This window comes from Dictyobacter formicarum (assembly GCF_016587435.1).
Genome location: NZ_BNJJ01000034.1, coordinates 29,442 through 47,482 on the forward strand (window position 1 = coordinate 29,442; position 18,041 = coordinate 47,482).

The window sequence follows — 18,041 nt, forward strand, 5'->3', positions numbered from 1 at the left end:
AAGGAAATCCGTATTTAATGCTGAGTATCTGCATTAGCCGGTATGCTGATTGTTGCTTACTCACTCTAAACGTAAAAAAATTATGTAACTACGCGTTATGACTGTCATATAATAATTATACATTTTATGCATAATCATTATAATAAATGAACGTTAATGCATAAAAATCAGGTTAAATAATCAGTGGTTTCTCATAAAATTTTATTTCTTCTAATCTTAATTTATTTAAAAAATTAATACCTATATAGCTAATATAACATGTTATGCTTGTATTATATGTTAATGCCTTAATGTTCGTGCCTTCGGCCCCTGACACTACGCGCCTGCGGCGCTCAAAAGGTCTTTTTATTCATTGATGCAGTATTCGCGTTAAACGCGAATACTGCATCAATGAATAAAAAGAGTGTCAGACATAAAAAAACAGCAGAGCTATCAGCTCTGCTGCATATGCGCAAATCGTTTCTTTTGCTTATGTAGCTATCTTGGCTTGGGCTGTTGAGTCAGGCATTCCAGTAATCAAAGCTGGACTCCCTCAATCCGAAGGGGCGATGTACGGATGTACGTCATGCGGCTTTGTTGTGGCCTGGAATATGGTTTCATTGGGTGATTGAGGCATGGACGCGCTGGCGCAGCTTTTGTGTCTCTGCAAACTCAGCAGCCAGGCGCGTATAGAGCTCTTCCCACTGATCCAGTACGTTGCTACTGTCGTGGGCGGCGACGATATTCAGGCTCTCCGCTCCCATGCGCTCCTGTAAACTGGCGTCCTGCAATAGCTGATCCATATAGGCGGCCATCTCGTCACTGTTGCCGGGCTTGAAGAGGAAGCCGTTCTGGTTGTGATGTACCAGTTCGGGGAGGGCATAGGAGTTGGCGGCGATCACAGGCAGGCCACAGGCCATCGCCTCCATCATGGCCAGGCTTTGTAGATCGGCTTCGGAAGGAATTACAAAGAGTTGGACTGAGCGGCGCAAGGGGATCAAGTCGGCGTTGCGTACAAAACCCAGGAAACTAACTCGATCCTGAATCTGGAGCCTTTCGACCTGGGCTCGCAGGGCGTCCTCGGCTGGACCTGTGCTGACCAGAGCCAGGTGGGCTGGCGTTTTGAGTTTGGCCATCGCGTCCAGCAACACATCAATGCGTTTTTCTTCGCTTAAGCGATTCACGTGGATAATTAATGGCCGATCCTCTGGCAATCCCAGGCGGTGTATCGTTTCCGGGTCGGCTGGTCCAGGCGTGTAGCGGTGGAGGTCAATACCATTTGAGATTGCTCTGGAGGGAGCATGCAGGCCGTGCTCACGCAATAGATCCAGGGCGGTCTGGGTTGGAGAGGTGACATACGCACAGCGATTATAGAAGTAGACGAGGTAGGAATAAATAAGCGAACTGAGCGGCTTGCCCAGTACCGGGTCGGTCAGTATCGCACGGCCGAGCATGTTGCTGGGCAGGTAGTGGTTGGTGGCGATGAGTGGTTTGTGCAAGCTGGGAGCCAGAATATGGGCGATATTGCCCAGTACGATCGGGGAATGCACATGAATGATGTCAGGATCGATCTGCTTGAGTAGTTTGTGAATTGGTGCGAAAGGAAGCAGTGGAATGCGCAGATCCTTGTAGGTCGGCCATTCAAATGAGGAAAAGCGTGAAACGTACACTCCCTCCTCCATGCGTTGGATATCCCGCGTCCCATAACTGGGTGCCACTACCCAGACCTGGTGTCCCCGCTTGATGAAATCAACGGCCATGCCATGGGTCACGTTGGGAACGCCTCCTACCATGGGCGGATATTGATCGGTAACAATCATGATACGCATCGCTGTAACTCACTTTCCCTTGTTTGCTGACTTTTCTTCCTGACTGACACCGTGACTGAAACCAGGTGTCCCGCCGCAATGGTTGTATTCAGGGTGTGCTGCGTAATAGCTCAAATGGCGGCGCATATCGTTAAGTAAGATGTTCGCCATATCTCGGCTGAAGCCGTCTTTGACCACGATGCGCATCACAGCCAGATGCTCCAAATTTTTGGGATAGGTATAGGCGGGAACAATCCAGCCGCGATCCCGTAGGCGTTGCGATAAATCGAAAACAGTGAAGTTGGTATCTTCCTTCAAGGTAAAGGCAAACACCGGTAGGTCACTACCATCGCTGAGCAGCTGGAATGGCCCCATGCGGGCGATTTCTCCTGATAGATAACGGGCGGTATCCTGGCAGGCTTGCTGTATACGCCGATAGCCTACTTTGCCAAGCCGTATGAAATTATAATACTGGGCCACAATTTGACTGCCGGGACGCGAGAAGTTCAGGGCGAAGGTGGGGGTCTGTCCTCCCAGATAATTTACGGAGAAGATCAGATCCTGTGGCAAATCGCTATGATTGCGCCAGACAACCCAGCCGACACCTGGATAGACCAGGCCATATTTGTGGCCCGAGACATTGATGGATTTGACGCGCGGCACACGGAAGTCCCACACTAAATCCGGCTGAATAAAAGGTGCGACCAGGCCTCCACTGGCGGCATCAACATGTATCGGAATATCCAGTCCTTGCTCGCTCTGCAGGCGATCCAATGCCTGGCTGATTGCCTCTACTGGTTCATAGCTACCATCCATCGTACTTCCCATAATCGTCACTACACCAATAGTATTTTCGTCGCAGAGTTTGATGGCTTCTTCAGCGGTCAAGTGGTAGCGCCCTTGCTCCATAGGCACCAGGCGCGGCTCGACATCCCAGTAGCGACAGAATTTTTCCCAGCAGATCTGAATGTTAATGCCCATCACCAAGTTGGGACGGTCAGTTGATTTTCCAGCGGCACGCCTGCGTTCGCGCCATTTCCATTTTAAAGCCATGCCGGCTAGCATGCAGGCTTCGCTGGACCCGATAGTTGAGCAACCAATCGTATCTTGTTCATCATTGGCATGCCAGAGGTTGGCAAGAATATTGACACAGCGGCGTTCCAACTCTGCCGTCTGAGGATACTCGTCTTTATCGATCATATTTTTATCGAAGGTGTCGGCCATGATCTGTCGCGCCTCCGGCTCCATCCAGGTTGTGACAAAGGTGGCCAGATTTTGCCGGGCATTGCCATCCAGAATCAACTCATCGCTCACGAGCTGATAGGCTGTTTGTGGCAACGTTTCTTCTTCGGGCATCTCATTGCGCGGAATGGGCTGATGTAGCGGAATGCGGCTATAGACTGGATTCAATAATTGTTCTGACTCGTCTGTGGTTGTACGGCTCGCTTTTTTATGTAGCATACCTCTCCTCTGACTCCTACAAAAGTACTTCTCTATATATGTATACGCCTGTATCTTGGCCTGTGAGCATTATAGAACGCGCCTTAGACTATGGGCAATTCGTTGCCCTATGGTATTTCCGTCGTTTATAAGCTCAATATGTTTCACCTGTTATGTAGGATCATATTTTTGAGCCCTCTCTGGTGAACCACGTTCAGAAAAGGCCGTTAGGATACAGTGATAGCTTTTTAAGCCTTCAAATAACTCTTAGTTCTGATGACGTTATATATAGGTATTGGGCTTATATGTTATACTGCTAACTACAGTTTTATAGATGCATGATTTCGAATGAGGGGATTTTCTATGTTTGGACAGAAAGGCGCATCAGGTTTTTCGTTGGCTGAAAATCCCGCCGGGCGCAAAATCTTCTTCTGGGCCTGGCATATTCTACTCTTTATGGTCATTATCCTGCTTCTGGTGTTCTGGCAATCCTCGCTCTGGTTGCTTGGCTGCGCCGGGGATTTCTCGCGCCTGATGGAGAAAATCGAAATAGTGCTTTTTGTCCTTCTGCTTACCAGTCCCTTGACACGCACGCTCAGACAGCGTCTCTTTCCACGTAATTCTCCGCCCCGCATGTAATTTGCTGGCCTGACTATGGATGTGTTGCAATAGCATTTGATTGATCTCATTGTTGATATGTAAGGAGACGGTTTCATGTTAAAGATGATGACGTTTAATATTCGTGGTGCAGTGAATGCAGATGGGCCGAATGTCTGGCCGCAGCGGGCCTCCTTAAACGTACAAACCATCAAGGAGGCTGACCCTGCGATAATCGGCTTTCAGGAAGTTCAGGCCGGCAATCTGGAGGTCTATCAACAGCAAATTCCAGAGTATGCTTGCGAGTGTGGTCCATCAGCTAATGCAGAGGAACCACACCAATATAACTCTATTTTCTGGAAGCCTGAGGTAGTGAAAAAGGTACGCTCCGGTAGTTTCTGGCTCAGCGAAACGCCGGAAGTGTTATCTGGCAGCTGGGAGACGGCCTGCATACGGACCGCGACCTGGATACATTTTCAAATGCAGGCCAGTGGTGTCGAATTTATTCATCTCAATACGCACCTGGATCATATTTCCGCGCATGCTCGGCTGGCCGGGAGTGCATTGATTATCCAAAAATTACAGTCTATTACCCATGATGGTATATTACCTGTGCTGGTGACCGGCGATTTTAACTGTGATCCAGATTCGCCTCCCCATCGTTTATGGCTGCAGCATGATTTTATCGATAGCTACCGGGCTACCGGCCACGAAGATAACATGCAGGCAAATACCTTCCATGCTTTTAATTGGGATAAGCCATCCTCCTCAGGGAAGACGCGGGGAGATGATATTTTGCGCATGGATTGGATTCTGGTGCGTGATCCTGCCCAGAAGATTCGCCCTGTAACCTGTGAGATTGTGCGCACGGCCCGGCCACCAGTTTATCCGAGCGACCATTATCCAGTTGTTGCTCAGCTAGCGGGCCTGTAAGAGGTGTCAGGCGCTTTGCGGAGTTGTTCCTGTAGATAATTGGCCATGCCTCTGGGATAACGGGCTGCCCATTCTTCGCGCAGGATACCATAGCCGAGGCCGTCGTAATAAGTACCATTGAATGTGCGGGCCTTGCGGAAGCGGGCCTCCAGTTGATAGCCCAGTTTTTCGGCCAGCCTCATCATACCTTTGTTGCCGGACCACGTGCGCAGGTCGAGGCGTGCGATTGTCGGGAGCGCATAGAAGAGATAGTCGCTCCATAGTCCCAACGCTTCAAATCCCAGACCTTGATTCCAGTAAGCAGGATCAAAAATAACGATGCCAACCGTTGGCCAGTGCGTCTCCTCGCTTTCCCAGTTCCAGGAGACAATACCCAGGAAGTTGTCCGTGTTCCGGTCGCTGATGACCAGCACCGAACGAATAGTAGGGTAGCTATTGTTTTCGATCTGCATACGCATGTGCGCTACCTGGGCCTCCACAGCCTCCGCCGGCGGCAGTGGATAATAGGGGCCGTCCAGTTCTTTCCAGCGTTGCTTGGGGGTCATCCAGGACCGATATTGCTCTAGATCTGCTAATTGCCAATCTCGTAAATCGACGTGTAAACCAGGGATGCGTATTTGCATAGATACTCGTTTTTCTCTCTAGCAGTGGCTGTGCAGGACTATTCCATTGTGTGTCTATACAGTAGATACCGGGACAAATGCAACTTTATATATTCCTTGTATACGAATCACCGCCAGCTTTAGCTACGTTAACAGGACTAGCAGGTGATATTTACTATGGGAACATGAGCATGATGCTTAGGTAGAAAAATATGTATTTTATGGGATATTGGATTTATCCTGATGAGGCGCAGACACAGGTAGCCTTTCGTATATCCATTGCCGCGTATCTGCGAGTGTCTGTTCCAGCGTGGCGGTGGTCGTGTCATAAAGCGTCATTGGCGGCTGCGTTTGTGCGGCCTGCTCTTTATGCCAGCGATTAAACTTTACCATCGTGTTCTGTGTTTCTTCGTTATCACAGCCGCGCCAGGCGGGACGCTGTTTGAGCCGCTGGATTAGCATATCATCATCACAAACCAGGGCCAGGATATGGATGGCTGAGAAATAGCGATGTTCTGGGCTGGCCATGATACGCTCTGGCATCGTGGTGCCGCAGAGAACGACCGGGCGCCCATTCTGCGCGATATGCTTCGCCAGATGGAGCCAGCGGTCCTGGTAGTCCGTATAATTCTTTTCGGCGGTAGCTGGCAGCACCCCCCACAAAATATCTGTGTCAAGCGTTACGCATTCAGGTAGCCGGGCTGGCAGATGGCGGCCCAGCGTCGTTTTCCCCGCACCGCTCGCGCCCGTAATAATAAACAATGGCAGGCGCAAAAACGGCTCCCCATACTGACAGTGGGGACAAATAACGGCAGGAACCGTAAAATCGATCGGCTCTTCCTCACACCACGCGCCACACTCAGGACAAACTCTCGGCATGCTCAGAATCCTTTCTTCGGCCATATTATTTTATTTAGACGAAGATGATAAGAGAAAGCAACAAGAAAGACGAAACCCGTAGGTGCGGCCTTCAACGGCCGCTTGCTGCCCGCCGCAGCGTGGCGGCCCTGTGTCCCTACGATGTGGCTCCGCTTTTTACCATCACGTCTGCCCACGCGGTGCCCAAAAGGAAGGTCCGCTTTTGGGCACCGCGTGGGCAGACGTGATGTCACGAGATACCGAGCGGCGAGGACACAGGGCCCCACAAACGGTGGGGCAAGCTGGGGCAAGCCCAGCACCTACGAATCGTGTTTCTGGTTGCTTTCGATGGCTTGGTTTATTTCGTAATGTATTTAACATAATTACATGGGAAGGTCAATCCATGCCTTCTTGGTGGGAAGCGAGTCGCGAAATTGTTCGATAACAGCGGTCATCTCGCGATATGTTTGGGTGTGCATAATGTTATCCAGGTAAAGAAGGCGTTGCGTGACGGCATCCAGGCGGAAACACCAATATGCGGAAACACCAATATAATGTCATCAAGACATTGATGAAGAGCTTGCTGCCAGCTGTTCTCTTTTTTTATTATAGTTGGATATATTGTCAGATACAACAAAAAGCAGATATGATCCTCAGCGGCTGCTGAGGATCATATCCAGGGCTATTTAATCCCCTATGAGCCAGTATTGGGAGCCATCGGGCTTGCGGTTCATGAAGCGATACTCATATAAACCTCGGCGGAGGGCGGCCGGATCTTTGATGGTGGTGTGCTGTAGCAGCAGGGCATTGACTTCTTTTTCGCTGTACATGCATCCTTTTTCAAAGAAACTGGCCAGGTGTTCCAGGATGAGCAACTTGTCTCCTTGCCTGGCTGGAGGCCACGTGGTGAGCCGTCCTGAGCGATCTATGAAGCGTCTGAGCGCCTGACTGTAAGCGGCCTCTGATTGCTGGTCTGGTTGTTGCGTACCTCCTTCTTCGGAGAGCTGTTGAACGGCTTGCGCAGTACGCGCCAGGTAGTATGAGCTGAGGCGATAGGTCTTATTGGCTCCTTCACCACGGCGCTCGTAGAGATACTTCATGCCGACCAGTTGTTTGAGGTGGCGCGAGATGCTGGATTGGCTGAGATCCAGGGCGGCAATGATTTCCTGGGCCTGCAACTCGCTCCGTTGCGTAAGCAATTCGATAATGCTCAGACGTGTTTCGTCCGCCAGGGTGGCTAGCCGGGCCTGGATCTCTGCGCGCGTCATGATCGTGCTGCGCTGCTGCGCCACGTCGTAGTTGGGCGGCTCGCTAAAGAAGATGCGTGCGACCTCCTTACCTCCCCATTCGCCCTCAATCCACTCAGCTCCCCTCCAGACTGTGATGCGCCGGCCCGTATGCCGCGAAGGGATCAGGATGATCTCTTCGGCGCCAGCGACTGCTAGCGAGATCTCTGTGGGCAACTGGCGACCGGTGAATTCATAGATCGTCTCTTCCAGCGTATCCTCCTGCCGCAAGCTGTTGGTAAACATTTCGCTTTGCCAGCATAACATGTTCTGGACGAGCTTCCATTCATGCGCGAACGTCGTTTGCCACACCATTTCTAGATGGGTAAGGATTGTGCGCTGGAGCTCCTGGGGATTTTGTAGAAGCTGGTGGGCCTGGCGCTGCAGCTCTGGCTCAAAGGTATCTTCGCCGTATGTTTTGCGCACGCTATCCAGATATGTGTCGACATCGGTGATTAGATATTTTGTGTGCGGAGGCGAGGCCGCCGTACGATGTGAGAAACGGCGGCGCAGCGGCTCCAGCACGCGTTTGCGTAGCACATATGCGTTCAGCTCGCTCAGGTTGTGCAGATACGATGGGAAGTTTGGCTCATTCCGTTTCGTATATTATGGGTGCCTGGATTTAGAGGTGAATTTATGCCTGCTGAGCGCGCGCCAGGTAAATTTTGATGGTGTCGCCATCGAGCTTCCAGCTGTAGCTATAGCTCATTGAGGTGGCGATTGGCTCGAAAACACTCCACCAGGCATCTCCGTCTTCCTGGGAGAGGCCAAAAGCGTTGGCCTGCTCGTGCGAGATCCAGTCGTGAAAAACCGCTTCGGCTCGCTGGTCATCTCCATCCAGTGTCTGTAGCTTGCCTCCCAGGGAGGTGATATTCAGGGTGATGGCCTGGGCGAAGTCGATAGTACCAGAGTCTCCGAGAGCCTGCCAGCTTTGCGCCAGGCGATTCCCGGCCATCGCCACGAAGTCCTCGGGAGATTGTCCTTGTTTCTTGAGATAGGCCAGCGATAGTAGCGCGAAGGCAACAGCATTTTCTCGCGCGGTCGCCTGCAATTTCTCTGCTGTATAGATCTGATCTTTCATGTGTGTTTCCTTTCATATAATAAAGATCACTGGATCGCTAGATTTAAAAATTCCTGTCGCTGGAAGATTATTGTGACGATCAATGGTGATATGAAGTAACAATGGGCGCTCTGTCTGAAAACAAAATGTGTGGTGTGAAGTGGGAATATCATGTCCACCGGTCTTGTTTGTAATAGTGAAATGCGAATTTTTCCTATCCACTCGCTATTCTGAACAAGCTCAGTTGATCTTATGGATAAGTTATTTCCGATTTACTCCCACTATTTATGCCGCCTCATACCGTGACCTGAACGTGCAGGGACCTGTATGATGCTATCTTACTGGAAAAGAGACGCCACCTATCTTACCCATTTTACTCCCTGCTTTTCTTCTATAAGAGATACATTTCAGTGAAAGGAGAAAGGTACGATCCATTAGCCGGGATCGTTACTCTCAACCCTATGAAAAATACCCATTCAATTATGAATACGCATGCGATACCTGGTTCCGATGATCGCCAGCATGCGTTTCGCTCATTTGTACATTCGAATACAGGATCTTTTGATCGATCGACCACCAGGCAACAGCCGGTAGATGTGCGTCAACCGACGGCTGTCTCTGACCAGGAACTGGCTGTGCCTGGAACTGGTGTGCTGGATATCGTTGAGGATGGCTATGGCTTTTTGCGCTCGGACCGCTATTTGCCGGGCCCTAAGGATATCTATGTGTCACATTCACAGATTCGCCGCTTTAACTTGCGACAGGGGGATCTGGTCTCAGGCCAGGTGCGCCCACCTAAGGATCGTGAGCAGTATGGTGGTTTGTTGCGTGTAGAGCAGATCAATGGACGTTCCGCGGACGCGATAGGCCTCCGTCCGCGCTTTGATGCTCTGACGCCGATTTTTCCACAGCAAATGTTTGACCTGGAAAGCGATGCCGCCAATTTGTCTGGTCGCTTGATCAATCTGGTCTCTCCAATGGGACGTGGTCAGCGTGGCTTGATTGTAGCGCCTCCCAAGGCTGGTAAGACGATGCTCTTGATGTCGATTGCCAATGCTATTTCCAGCAACTACCCCAACGTCCATCTGCTGATCACTTTGATTGGTGAGCGGCCAGAAGAGGTCACTGACATGCAACGGCTCGTCAATGGGGAAGTGATCAGCTCAACGTTTGATGAGCCCGCCTATGTGCATACGCACCTGGCCGAGATGGTGCTGGAGCGCGCCAAGCGCCTGGTTGAGGAGGGTAAAGATGTGGTGGTTCTGCTGGATAGCCTGACCCGCCTATCACGAGCCTATAACCTGACGGTGGAAGCGAGCGGCCGTAGCCTATCTGGTGGTCTGGACCCCAGTGCCATGATTATGCCGAAGCGCTTCTTTGGCGCTGCCCGTAAGCTGGAAGAAGGCGGCAGCCTGACGGTGATCGCGACGGCCCTGATCGAAACCGGGAGCCGTATGGATGATGTGATCTACGAAGAGTTGAAAGGAACTGGCAACATGGAGCTGGTCTTGAGCCGCAAGCTGGCCGAACGCCGACTCTTCCCGGCGATCGATATCGCGCTCTCTGGTACCCGACGTGAGGAATTGCTCTATGATCAGCCAACCTATCAGGCTGTAGTCACTATGCGCCGTATGTTCGCTCAACTGTCCGATCAACAGGGACAGGATGCGATGGAGGCCTTTATCCAGCAATTAGCTAAGACAAAAAGCAATCGAGAGTTTCTGGCCACCCTGAGCAAGCGTGTTATGTAATATGTTTACCTGGTCGCCAGGATGGATACTAAGCAGGAAAAGGACAGAGACAGAAAGTGATCTTTCTAGTCCTGTCCTTTGTGCTGTTCGGTCAGCTTGACCTGCATGTGTTTCGGCTATGGATTGACGAAGGAGAGTGGTCCCTGTGCATCTGGGAAATTGGCTGTGTTGAGGACCTGGATACCTGCGTGTTGCTCGCCGTTGAAGGGAGTGACGATCGGCGACGTTTGTCCGGGCTCACAGCCCTGATCGAATGGGACCTGAGGATCATTGAACCATAGTCCCAGATGGAACTGGTGGGTGGCACCGAAGGTTACCGTTGGGCCTCCGGTGGAAATCGAGAAGGTCTCGCGATTGAAGATGCCTTGGACAGTTACACTGCCTTTGCCGTCGTGATCGGTTTCCAGATCGCTCTGATACCAGGCGACTCCAAACGGCTTGTTGGGTATTTCAATCACAAACAGGTCATAGCCAGTATCAGGAACGAGCCCTCTGACACTGACTTGCATGATGTCATTTTGAGCACCACGCGTAATACTGACAAAACCGCTTGCTTCTGGAAGGCACTGATTGATATTGGGTGATGGAATCATACTAAACTGAAAAGCGGGTTTAGGTGGCCTAATGTGCCCTGTGGAGGCTTCAGTTGTCTGCACACTTAACAGAGACATTGTGCCTGCTGTCAGGCTGATCATCAAGGCCATAACAAGGACGCGGGCCAGAAATGAGTGTCGCTGCCAGCGATTTGTAGTCATATGCTTTTTCATTATATGAGCCTTTTTATTGACTGATCTAACAATGAGAAAGGACAGTACTCTCTCTCATACCATCGGTTGTTGGTAAAATATACATGAATAGATATATGGTGATTTAGCGGTATTAGTTGTTGCTAAGTAACGAGTAAGAAGGGGTATATATGAGGATGGTTTTTACTAGAAATAATGAGAGGGACGCAGATACATTTCTCGCTTGTGTATCTACGTCCCTCTCATTATGACTCGAAACAAATGAACTTGTTAATGGAAAGCCTGGGAAATGGCCTGAAATTCCTCATCCGTAAGTTGAATTTCGGCGGCCCTGGTATTCTCTTCGAGGTGCTTGACCGAACTTGTACCCGGGATAGGTAACATAGAGCAGGAGCGCCTGAGCAGCCAGGTCAGAGCGATCTGACCTGGAGTGGCGTTGTGTCTGGCGGCGATCTGTGCCAGGTGTCCCTGGTCGCGGCTCAGGTCTCCGGTGGCCAGCGGATACCAGGGAATAAAGCCAATGTTTTCTCGCAGGCAGATGTCAACCATGTCTTCAGATGCGCGATCGGTCAGGTTGTAGCGATTCTGGACGGTAACGATGGGTGTGAGCTTGCGGGCCTGCTCTAGCTGCTGTGGATTGACATTGGAGAGTCCGATATGGCGAATTTTGCCCTCGTTTTTGAGCTGGACCAGTGCGCCAACGGAATCTTCAAAGGGAACCATAGGATCAGGGGTATGGAACTGATAGAGGTCGATGCGTTGCAGGCGTAAGCGTTTCAGGCTGCCCTCCAGCGCTGCGCGCAGGTGCTCCGGGCGTCCGTTTGGCTGCCATTGGTCGGGTCCCGTGCGCACATATCCACCTTTGGTGGCGATGACCAGGTGGCCGGGATAGGGATAGAGGGCCTCCGCGATCAGCAACTCGCTAACTTCTGGCCCGTAGGAATCGGCGGTATCGATCAGGTTGATGCCTAGCTCCAGGGCCCGGCGTAGCACGGCCAGAGCTTCCTGTTTATCGGGTGGGGGCCCCCAGATGCCTTTGCCAGTAAGCCTCATGGCTCCAAAGCCCAACCGATAGACGCGCAGGTCGTCGCCAATCACAAACGAACCACTGGCGCTGGCTGGTAGATGATTTGTCTGTTGCATTATTACTACTCCATATGCTGTGCTGATGGGCTATGATGCGACACCTTTCTTTGCCATCTTCACGCTCCGGTTGGGCGATCCGTTTCTGTCTGCTCTAATATGTTGATGGCTATGAATGAAAAGTTTGCATTGTCTATCAATGCACTATCGGCACTAGAGTATGTGTATGCAAGTTACCCGGTGGTACAGAGAAATCATTGCCAGCCAATCTGCTAGAGGTTTTCGAGCAAGGAGAGGCGTAGAATCTTATGATTTTCGACTGCTACGAGGGCAAGGAGCTTGTTTATCTGCTCATCATCGAGTGGCAAAAGTCCCTGCGGTAGCAGTTGCTGAATCTGCGCGTGGCTTTTTTTCTGATCCTGCTTCTCTTCACTCACACGTGTGTTGTTATTATTGCGAATATTTGTTGTTGTGGACATGTTGTTCGTCCTCACGCTATAAATAAAAATTACCCCATATATATAGTCTGTTTTCCCCTCCCATTTGTGACACTTCCAGACACTAATTTTTGGTATTGTGACAATTTTAGACATCAACATGACAATTTTAGACACCAATTTTTGGTTGCTGTCACCTATAATTAAACTCTGCTTTATATTCGAGCCTGGTTAGTATTTTGAGGATTAACATGTTTTTGTCTAAAAAAAGATTGGCTCATCGTGGTTTCGTGCTGGCATTATTATGTATGGCACAATTTATGGTGGTATTGGATTTTTCGATTGTGAATGTGGCGTTGCCTTCAATGCAAAAAGATCTGGGCATGTCTACGCAGAATCTACAATGGGTGGTGAGTGCTTATTCTCTGACTTTTGGTGGTTTTCTCTTATTGGGTGGGCGGGCCTCTGACCTCTTTGGACGCCGCAAGCTGTTTCTTGCAGGGTTACTGGTTTTCTCACTGGCTTCATTGGTGGGCGGCCTGGCTCATTCTGGCCTCTGGCTGATTGCTGCCCGTGCCGTGCAGGGTCTGGGGGCCTCGGTAGTGGCGCCTACCGCATTGTCGCTGGTGGCATCAACTTTTGCCGAGGGACAAGAGCGCAATAAAGCATTGGGGGTGATGGGAGCCGTGGCCTCGACCGGCTTTGCGGTCGGCGCGATCCTGGGAGGACTCCTGACGGCGGGTCCGGGATGGCGCTGGGTGATGTTTGTCAATGTGCCGGTTGGCTTGTTGGCCTGTGTCTTGACGCCATTTTTTATTCCTGAAAGCCAGCTTCAAGAGCAACGACCGAAGCTGGATATCCTGGGTGCGCTGACGGTGACAGTGAGTATTGTGTTGCTGGTGTATACGCTGGCTCGCGGCAATGAGCTGGGCTGGCTATCCTGGAACACCTGGGGCCTACTGCTGCTGGCTGTGCTCTTGCTACTGGCCTTTGTCTGGGTTGAGCTCCGTGCTCAGGACCCACTGGTGCGCCTGAATATTTTTCGTCTGCGTGTGCTGACCGGGGGAAATCTAGTTGGTTTTTTGCTTCCGGGGACTTTTGGAGCGATTATTTTTATTCTGACTCTTTTTATGCAGCGGGTGCTCGACTATTCGGCGATTCAGACCGGGCTGGCCTTTTTGCCAATGGCGGGAGTTTTGTTGATCCTGTCTAATGTTGCTTCGCATATGTTTTCGCATATGAGTCTTAAGGTATTGCTGGTCTGTAGCATTGTGGTAGTTGGCTGCGGAGAGTTGTTGTTTCTATTACTCTCGGCGACGGCGACCTACTGGAATGCCATCTTGCCAGGTATGCTGGTCGTAAGCCTGGGCATGGGTTTTGTTTTTCCCGCCATTACGATTGCGGCCACGAATGGTGTACGTAATGAAGAACAGGGTTTGGCCTCTGGCTTGCTGAATACCAGCCAGCAGGTCGGTTCAAGTATTGTGCTGGCGGTTGTCACTTCTATTTCTACAGCGCAGACGGCGTTCCTGCAGTCCGGGGGCGTGGGCACTGCTGAGGCGCTGGCATTGGGATTCCATATGGCAATCTGGGCCTGCCTGGTTTTTGTGCTGTTGGCACTGGGGATCTCTATCTTTGTGATGCGCGAACGCACCATTATTGTGGCGCCGGAGGAGGCTGGAATAACCGCATGGCCTCTTGACGCCTATGCTGTTCATGGCCAGGAAATCGAATGCGATAACGTCAAGTTATAGCTCGTGCTGCGACAAAACGCCTGCCCGGATCAGACAGGGTTAGCTCTGCTTCGGACAGGCGTTTGCTTTGTGCTTTGATGAACAGTTCTGAGCCCGGGCTGCTTATTTTGCCCGGCACCTGGTAGAAAGGATCATACGTTCTCGCTGATCGAGTTAAGCCTTGCCGGGCGTGGGCTGATTGATCCCATAGAGGCGGAAGTGCTGGCCCCACTGATCGACATCGCGCTCATAATGCATGCCGATCTTCTCCGCGATATGGATTGAAACGGTGTTATCGGGTGGAATCAATGAAATAATGCGCTGGAAGCCTAATTGTTGGAAGCCGTAATTCTTTAAGGCCTCGGTTCCCTCTAGTGCCAGATTGTTCTGCCAATATGGACGGGCCAGCACATAGGCCAGCTCAATCTCTTCCTGTCCCTGGACCTCCTGCTTCAGCAGGCCGCAATGTCCAATAAAGCTCTGGTCGCTTTTACGGATGGTTGCAAAAAATGAGTGCCCGTAGATCTGGTATTCGCGGATATAGCCCTTCAGCACACGTTGTACCTCGTCCCGACTGCGTGGGCCGCCCAGGAATCGTGTGACTTCGGGGTCGGTATAGAGTGCGGTCATATCGTCCAGGTCATCCAGCGTCAAGGGCCGGAACTGCAAATGTTCCGTCTCTAAAATAATCATACTATCCTCACAAGAAATACTATAAAAACGAAGTTCTCTGCCCCCATCCAATCTTTTCACCTCACCTCTTCATTATATGCGCCTGATATGATTGTGACAAACATTTTGCTGTATGGTTGGTTGACAAGCGCTGGTACGGTAAAATGATACACCTTCCTATAGTTTAAATAACCGTTTTTCTGCCGTTGGCCGGAATCGTTCGTTCGAGGTGGTGAGTCGAGGGGGCAACTGTGTTATACTTGAGTCCTACTGGTATCTTTTGGGGGATCGTGTGTTAGTATAACAAGAAAGTAAGACGCAGACCATCAACGTGGATGGTGCCAGACTTCCCCTCAATGTGACAACCGTAGGGGAGACATATCACGTTCACGATTGCTTATAAAGAAAGCTTTAATGCAATTTGCTGGGTGGGAACGAACTCCTACCTGCCTTAAGGAGGCGCAATGCGTTCAGATCAGATCAAGCTCGGCTTCGAGCGCGCTCCTCACCGGGGACTGCTGCGTGCAACCGGTGTCGTAGGTGAAGATGATTTCAAAAAGCCGTTTATTGCCGTTTGCAATTCCTACATCGATGTCGTTCCGGGCCATGTGCACTTACAGGCTTTCGGTAAGCTTGTGAAGGATGCTATTCGGGCCGCTGGTGGGGTGCCGTTCGAGTTTAATACGATTGGCGTAGATGATGGCATCGCTATGGGTCATATCGGTATGAAGTATTCCCTTCCTAGCCGTGAATTGATTGCTGACTGTGTTGAGACCGTGATTGAGGCACATCGCTTTGATGGTATGGTATGTATCCCAAACTGCGATAAGATTGTGCCCGGTATGTTAATGGCTGCGATGCGCCTGGATATCCCTACTATTTTTGTTAGTGGTGGTCCGATGGCGGCCGGTAAGTTGCCTGATGGCCGTAGCTCCGACTTGATTACGATCTTTGAAGGTGTTGGCGCATACCAGGCGGGTAAGATTAATGAGGCTCAGTTGCTGGAATTAGAACAGTTGAGCTGTCCGTCGTGTGGCTCGTGCTCGGGTATGTTTACCGCCAATTCGATGAACTGTCTGATGGAGGCGCTGGGCCTGGCCTTGCCGGGCAATGGCTCGAAGCTGGCAACTTCCGAGGAGCGGCGTGATCTGGCGCGCGCGGCCGGTCGGCAGATTCTGGAACTGGTCAAGGCTAATGTGACGCCACGGCAGATTGTGAATGTGGATAGCATTGATAATGCCTTTGCGCTGGATATGGCGATGGGCGGTTCAACCAATACGGTGCTGCATACGCTGGCCCTGGCCCGCGAGGGAGGCATCGATTATTCGCTGGAGCGCATCAACCAGGTGGCGGAGCGTACCCCGCATCTGTGTAAGGTCAGCCCGGCTGGCAAATGGCATATGGAGGATGTGGATCGCGCAGGCGGCATTGGTGCCATCCTCAAAGAGCTGTCGCGTAAGGAAGGCTCCCTCAATCTGGAGCGTCCAACCGTTACACTGCGTACCCTGGGTGAGAATATCGCCGAGGCCGAGGTACTGGATAAGGAAGTCATCCATCCGATTGAGGAGGCTTATAGTGAGCAGGGTGGCCTGGCCATCCTTTTCGGCAACCTGGCGCCCGAAGGTGCGGTGGTCAAGGTAGCGGCCGTCGCTCCGGCTATGATGAAGCATACGGGCCCCGCCCGCATCTATAATTCGCAGGAAGAGGCCAGCGCCGGTATCCTTAACAAGCAGGTGAAAGAGGGCGATGTCGTCGTTATTCGCTATGAGGGACCGCGTGGCGGACCTGGCATGCAGGAGATGCTGGCGCCGACCGCCAATATCATGGGCATGGGCCTGGGTGAAAAAGTCGCGCTAATCACGGATGGACGCTTCTCCGGTGGTACACGCGGTGCTTGTATCGGCCACGTCTCTCCCGAGGCGGCCGCTAATGGTCCCATTGCCGCCCTGGTGGATGGTGATATGATCCATATCGACCTGGCTGAGCGTCGCCTGGAAGTGCAACTCACGCCCGAGCAGATCGAGCAGCGCTTGAGCGAAGTTACGCATGTCAAAGGACGCGTCAAGAGCTCATGGCTGCGCCGCTATTCTTCCCTTGTTACATCGGCTAACACGGGTGCCGTCCTATCCGTCCCAGAAATCTAAGAGTGTGTCCGACCTTCCTGGTGAGGGCGACAACGCCCCCATACAGGCGGGCGCATGCGCGCCCGAGCTGTTTTTATATGAAGATGCCAGCCCTGCGCAATGCGCAGGGCTGGCATCTTCATATAAAAAGGTATTTTAAGCACCGAAGGTGCGTAGCGTCAGGGGCCGAAGGCGCGAAACGTATGGCTTTCAGATCCACTCTAAGCAAACCTGGCAAGAGGCGCTTCATCACCAATGAAGCGCTCCTGTTTGAATTTTAGTATCTGGCCGGTCGGATATGTTTTTGTGGATGGGGCGCGAAAATCTTGCCGATCAGGGCTCCCAACAGCCCAAGAATCGCCCCCAGGCCGAGCCATGGCACCAGCAACAGTAGATCCACTTGCATGATGCCTGTATAGCTGGTTGGATAGCTATTGCCAATCTGTAGAGTTTGTACTGAAATCTGGACACCTCCGTGGGCCAGAAAATCCTGTACCTGTTTGATCATCTCGGGTGAAATGTTGATGGGAACATTATTTTCCAGGACCAGAAAGATATATATCCCCATGAATATCCCCACAAAAAAGCCGTTCCAGGCTCCAGCGGCGATGCCCGTATCGATGCGGCTGGTGCTGAGAGTACCGATCAGTCCTGCCAGAAATGGTGTGCCAATAAAGGCAAATAGGAGCACCAGCTCAAGCCAGGTGTTATAAGTAACATTGTTCCGAAAGTTTGTCCAGAAACCGATACCAAAAATGATCAGGCCCGCGATCAGAGCCAGGATAAAACCGGCGGGAAAGGCCCTGCTGCGTTCACGTCGGGTATAACTCTGATAATATGATTGCTGCATAGGTGTCCTCTCACAATAGATGAGATGAGTATGTCATAGATGCGAGTTCGATGAAGAGGGATATAGATGAAGTATAACACATA

Annotated in this window: 16 protein-coding genes; 5 read left to right on the forward strand and 11 right to left on the reverse strand. The window is 51.3% G+C overall.

Annotated features, from left to right (window positions below; all coding sequences use genetic code 11):
* Positions 1-596: 596 nt before the first annotated feature.
* Positions 597-1,808 (reverse strand): glycosyltransferase, encoded by a 1,212-nt coding sequence (locus tag JMI88_RS35755; RefSeq protein WP_201366821.1) that lies wholly within the window; start codon positions 1,806-1,808, stop codon positions 597-599.
* A 9-nt stretch (positions 1,809-1,817) separates the two neighbouring features.
* Positions 1,818-3,248 carry a glutamate decarboxylase gene (gene gad, locus JMI88_RS35760; protein ID WP_201366822.1) on the reverse strand — a complete coding sequence of 477 codons (1,431 nt, stop codon included), beginning with the start codon at positions 3,246-3,248 and terminating at the stop codon, positions 1,818-1,820.
* Positions 3,249-3,590: 342 nt separating this feature from the next.
* Between gad and JMI88_RS35765 the strand changes: the two genes are divergently transcribed.
* Together JMI88_RS35765 and JMI88_RS35770 are read left to right on the forward strand one after the other, a co-directional pair.
* Positions 3,591-3,866, forward strand: coding sequence for a hypothetical protein (locus JMI88_RS35765; RefSeq protein WP_201366823.1), 276 nt, complete (start codon positions 3,591-3,593; stop codon positions 3,864-3,866).
* 75 nt (positions 3,867-3,941) lie between these two features.
* Positions 3,942-4,757, forward strand: coding sequence for an endonuclease/exonuclease/phosphatase family protein (locus JMI88_RS35770; protein WP_201366824.1), 816 nt, complete (start codon positions 3,942-3,944; stop codon positions 4,755-4,757).
* On the opposite strand, the gene JMI88_RS35775 is transcribed toward JMI88_RS35770, so the two are convergent.
* From JMI88_RS35775 to JMI88_RS35790, 4 genes are all read right to left on the reverse strand, one after another.
* The gene (locus JMI88_RS35775) at positions 4,739-5,380 is read right to left on the reverse strand and encodes a GNAT family N-acetyltransferase (RefSeq protein ID WP_201366825.1); all 642 of its coding nucleotides are present in this window, start codon (positions 5,378-5,380) and stop codon (positions 4,739-4,741) included. The two genes, JMI88_RS35770 and JMI88_RS35775, sit on opposite strands and share 19 nt — an antisense overlap.
* Before the next feature lie 198 nt (positions 5,381-5,578).
* The gene (locus tag JMI88_RS35780; RefSeq protein WP_201366826.1) at positions 5,579-6,238 is read right to left on the reverse strand and encodes a P-loop nucleotide/nucleoside kinase family protein; all 660 of its coding nucleotides are present in this window, start codon (positions 6,236-6,238) and stop codon (positions 5,579-5,581) included.
* A gap of 665 nt (positions 6,239-6,903) precedes the next feature.
* The gene (locus tag JMI88_RS35785; protein ID WP_201366827.1) at positions 6,904-8,043 is read right to left on the reverse strand and encodes a DUF2087 domain-containing protein; all 1,140 of its coding nucleotides are present in this window, start codon (positions 8,041-8,043) and stop codon (positions 6,904-6,906) included.
* Between the two features lie 94 nt (positions 8,044-8,137).
* A complete protein-coding gene (locus JMI88_RS35790; protein ID WP_201366828.1) occupies positions 8,138-8,584 on the reverse strand; it encodes a hypothetical protein in 447 nt (148 codons plus the stop codon).
* Positions 8,585-8,973: 389 nt separating this feature from the next.
* On the opposite strand from JMI88_RS35790, the gene rho reads away from it, so the two are divergent.
* Positions 8,974-10,314, forward strand: coding sequence for a transcription termination factor Rho (rho, locus tag JMI88_RS35795; protein ID WP_236023212.1), 1,341 nt, complete (start codon positions 8,974-8,976; stop codon positions 10,312-10,314).
* A gap of 116 nt (positions 10,315-10,430) precedes the next feature.
* Here rho and JMI88_RS35800 read toward each other — a convergent pair whose 3' ends face one another.
* The 3 genes from JMI88_RS35800 to JMI88_RS35810 all read right to left on the reverse strand — a co-directional run bounded on the left by JMI88_RS35800 (position 10,431) and on the right by JMI88_RS35810 (position 12,622).
* Entirely contained in the window at positions 10,431-11,069 is a 639-nt protein-coding gene (locus JMI88_RS35800) for a hypothetical protein (RefSeq protein WP_201366829.1), read from the reverse strand.
* Between the two features lie 261 nt (positions 11,070-11,330).
* On the reverse strand, positions 11,331-12,203 hold the full coding sequence (locus JMI88_RS35805) for an aldo/keto reductase (RefSeq protein ID WP_201366830.1): 873 nt from the start codon (positions 12,201-12,203) through the stop codon (positions 11,331-11,333).
* 212 nt (positions 12,204-12,415) lie between these two features.
* A complete protein-coding gene (locus JMI88_RS35810; protein WP_201366831.1) occupies positions 12,416-12,622 on the reverse strand; it encodes a hypothetical protein in 207 nt (68 codons plus the stop codon).
* A gap of 215 nt (positions 12,623-12,837) precedes the next feature.
* On the opposite strand from JMI88_RS35810, the gene JMI88_RS35815 reads away from it, so the two are divergent.
* A complete protein-coding gene (locus JMI88_RS35815; protein ID WP_201366832.1) occupies positions 12,838-14,334 on the forward strand; it encodes an MFS transporter in 1,497 nt (498 codons plus the stop codon).
* Between the two features lie 153 nt (positions 14,335-14,487).
* Here the strand turns inward: JMI88_RS35815 and JMI88_RS35820 are convergent, their stop codons facing one another.
* A complete protein-coding gene (locus JMI88_RS35820; protein ID WP_201366833.1) occupies positions 14,488-15,006 on the reverse strand; it encodes a GNAT family N-acetyltransferase in 519 nt (172 codons plus the stop codon).
* 443 nt (positions 15,007-15,449) lie between these two features.
* Between JMI88_RS35820 and ilvD the strand changes: the two genes are divergently transcribed.
* Entirely contained in the window at positions 15,450-17,129 is a 1,680-nt protein-coding gene (gene ilvD, locus JMI88_RS35825; RefSeq protein WP_201366834.1) for a dihydroxy-acid dehydratase, read from the forward strand.
* 256 nt (positions 17,130-17,385) lie between these two features.
* Here the strand turns inward: ilvD and JMI88_RS35830 are convergent, their stop codons facing one another.
* Positions 17,386-17,958 (reverse strand): hypothetical protein, encoded by a 573-nt coding sequence (locus JMI88_RS35830; protein WP_201366835.1) that lies wholly within the window; start codon positions 17,956-17,958, stop codon positions 17,386-17,388.
* Positions 17,959-18,041: the final 83 nt, after the last annotated feature.

Excerpts from the sequence above, each read along its gene's own strand:
- JMI88_RS35755 (WP_201366821.1), bottom strand. The coding sequence starts at position 1,808 with ATGCGTATCATGATTGTTACCGATCAATATCCGCCCATGGTAGGAGGC.
- gad (WP_201366822.1), bottom strand. The coding sequence starts at position 3,248 with ATGCTACATAAAAAAGCGAGCCGTACAACCACAGACGAGTCAGAACAA.
- JMI88_RS35765 (WP_201366823.1), top strand. The coding sequence starts at position 3,591 with ATGTTTGGACAGAAAGGCGCATCAGGTTTTTCGTTGGCTGAAAATCCC.
- JMI88_RS35770 (WP_201366824.1), top strand. The coding sequence starts at position 3,942 with ATGTTAAAGATGATGACGTTTAATATTCGTGGTGCAGTGAATGCAGAT.
- JMI88_RS35775 (WP_201366825.1), bottom strand. The coding sequence starts at position 5,380 with ATGCAAATACGCATCCCTGGTTTACACGTCGATTTACGAGATTGGCAA.
- JMI88_RS35780 (WP_201366826.1), bottom strand. The coding sequence starts at position 6,238 with ATGCCGAGAGTTTGTCCTGAGTGTGGCGCGTGGTGTGAGGAAGAGCCG.
- JMI88_RS35790 (WP_201366828.1), bottom strand. The coding sequence starts at position 8,584 with ATGAAAGATCAGATCTATACAGCAGAGAAATTGCAGGCGACCGCGCGA.
- JMI88_RS35800 (WP_201366829.1), bottom strand. The coding sequence starts at position 11,069 with ATGACTACAAATCGCTGGCAGCGACACTCATTTCTGGCCCGCGTCCTT.
- JMI88_RS35805 (WP_201366830.1), bottom strand. The coding sequence starts at position 12,203 with ATGCAACAGACAAATCATCTACCAGCCAGCGCCAGTGGTTCGTTTGTG.
- JMI88_RS35810 (WP_201366831.1), bottom strand. The coding sequence starts at position 12,622 with ATGTCCACAACAACAAATATTCGCAATAATAACAACACACGTGTGAGT.
- JMI88_RS35820 (WP_201366833.1), bottom strand. The coding sequence starts at position 15,006 with ATGATTATTTTAGAGACGGAACATTTGCAGTTCCGGCCCTTGACGCTG.
- ilvD (WP_201366834.1), top strand. The coding sequence starts at position 15,450 with ATGCGTTCAGATCAGATCAAGCTCGGCTTCGAGCGCGCTCCTCACCGG.
- JMI88_RS35830 (WP_201366835.1), bottom strand. The coding sequence starts at position 17,958 with ATGCAGCAATCATATTATCAGAGTTATACCCGACGTGAACGCAGCAGG.